General features: G+C 54.9%; 4 protein-coding genes. All 4 read left to right on the plus strand.

From position 1 onward, the window contains the following. Positions 1–115 precede the first annotated feature (115 nt). Positions 116–529 carry a phage head closure protein gene (locus ACE4YL_RS00685; RefSeq protein ID WP_461369001.1) on the plus strand — a complete coding sequence of 138 codons (414 nt, stop codon included), beginning with the start codon at positions 116–118 and terminating at the stop codon, positions 527–529. Further along, positions 510–881: an HK97 gp10 family phage protein gene (locus ACE4YL_RS00690; RefSeq protein ID WP_461369002.1), complete on the plus strand. Its 372-nt coding sequence runs from the start codon at positions 510–512 to the stop codon at positions 879–881. Before ACE4YL_RS00685 ends, ACE4YL_RS00690 begins: the two co-directional genes overlap by 20 nt. 2 nt (positions 882–883) lie before the next feature. Beyond that, complete coding sequence (locus ACE4YL_RS00695; protein WP_461369003.1) at positions 884–1273, plus strand: hypothetical protein; 390 nt, start codon at positions 884–886, stop codon at positions 1271–1273. An 84-nt stretch (positions 1274–1357) separates the two neighbouring features. Beyond that, positions 1358–1587: major tail protein (locus ACE4YL_RS00700; protein ID WP_461369004.1), on the plus strand; the 230-nt coding region annotated here is incomplete at its 3' end.

Consider the following 1587-nt stretch of genomic DNA (forward strand, 5'->3'; position numbering starts at 1 on the left):
CTCCTCGACTACTGCCGCTATAGTTACAATAACGCCAGCGAGTATTTTGAGGAGAACTTTGCCCGAGAAATTCTCCGCCTTCAGCTGCAGGTGGCCGCCAAGGAGCTGAGTGCAGATGGAGAGTCTTAGGCGGCAGGCGTATCGGGAGAAAATGCGGGAGCTGGGCAAGGTGCTCCGGCACAAGATCACTATCCAGAAAAAGACGACCTACATCGACGAGTGGGGCAACCAAGTTCGGAGTTGGGTTGACTGGAAGACGGTCTGGGCAGAAAGACGCAACCTCTGGGGGCAGGCATACTATGCGGCCAAGGCGCATGGAGAAGAAAACAAAGTCATCTTTGAGGTGCGCTACACTCCAGCATACGAAGAGTTAATTCACGCGGTTGACCAGTTTCAGGTTGTCTACAAGGGCATTGAGTACGAGATTAAGCACGTTGACGCTCTCAAAGACGGCGGGGCCTGGATCAGGTTGGAGTGCCTGGAGTGGCCGCCAGGGGAGGTGAGCGCTCATGGCGGTCATCAAAGTTGATGAGCTGGCTGGCGAAATCGTACTGGCCATCCAGGCGTACACAGAGGACGTTAGCGAAGCCATCGACCAGGCCGCCAGAGACACAGCAAAAGCCATGGCCAAAGACCTGCGGGAAACCTCGCCCAAAGACACGGGCGAGTACGCCAAAGGCTGGACGTACCGCAAGGAAGCTCCAGGAAGCTACCGGGTCTACAACAAGAAGAAGCCCCAACTTACCCACCTTTTGGAACACGGCCATGCCAAGGCCGGGGGCGGAAGAGTCGAGGGAATACCCCACATCAAGCCCGCCGAAGACCGCTATGTGCCGGAGTTTGAGAAGAAAGTGCAGCAGATCCTGGAGAGGGGTGGTTAGCGTTGACCTACCTGGACATCATCGCAGGGATGGCCAGCATAGGGCTGCCCTGCGCATATCACAAATGGGACGTTGCACCGCCGCTCCCCTACACGCTGATTGTGCACACGGATAATGAGGACTTGATGGCCGACAACCACAACTACTTCGACATAGGCAACTACCGCCTAGAGCTTTACACGGCTGGGAAGCACCCGCCAACTGAAAAAAGGGTTGAACAGTGGCTAAAAGACCACCGGATTCCCTACGGGAAGTCGGCGGTCTTTTTGAGTTCAGAGCGCATGTGGCTGATAGTCTATGAGATCCAACTGACGGAAAATCCGGCCGAAGAATTGCTTTACTTTTCCCTGCCCTTTTTCCCCGCTCAAACCATATGGCGTAAGCCGTACTAAATTACTACGTCTGGCTCCTGATCTTGGCAGGGGGAAGGTTGTTACAAGCCAAGGCAAATACCAACTATTAGGAGGGTAAACTGAATGAATAAGGTGAAATACGGACTTGAGGAAGTCCATGTTGCTTTTGTTGCTGACGATGACGAGGGGTGGGGGAAGCCCAGGCACATTCCGGGTGCAGTGAACCTCACCATGAACCCGGAGGGTAGCGAGAATACCTTCTACGCTGACAACACCAAGTACTGGGTGGAGACCTCCAACAACGGCTACAGCGGGACGCTGGAGATGGCCCTGGTGCCGGACGATGTTCTTGC

The sequence above is a fragment of the Candidatus Darwinibacter acetoxidans genome (assembly GCF_041936445.1).
Classification (GTDB): domain Bacteria; phylum Bacillota; class Limnochordia; order Darwinibacteriales; family Darwinibacteriaceae; genus DTU010.

Coding starts and splice junctions, on each gene's coding strand:
- ACE4YL_RS00685 (WP_461369001.1), top strand. CDS start 116: ATGGAGAGTCTTAGGCGGCAGGCGTATCGGGAGAAAATGCGGGAGCTG.
- ACE4YL_RS00690 (WP_461369002.1), top strand. CDS start 510: ATGGCGGTCATCAAAGTTGATGAGCTGGCTGGCGAAATCGTACTGGCC.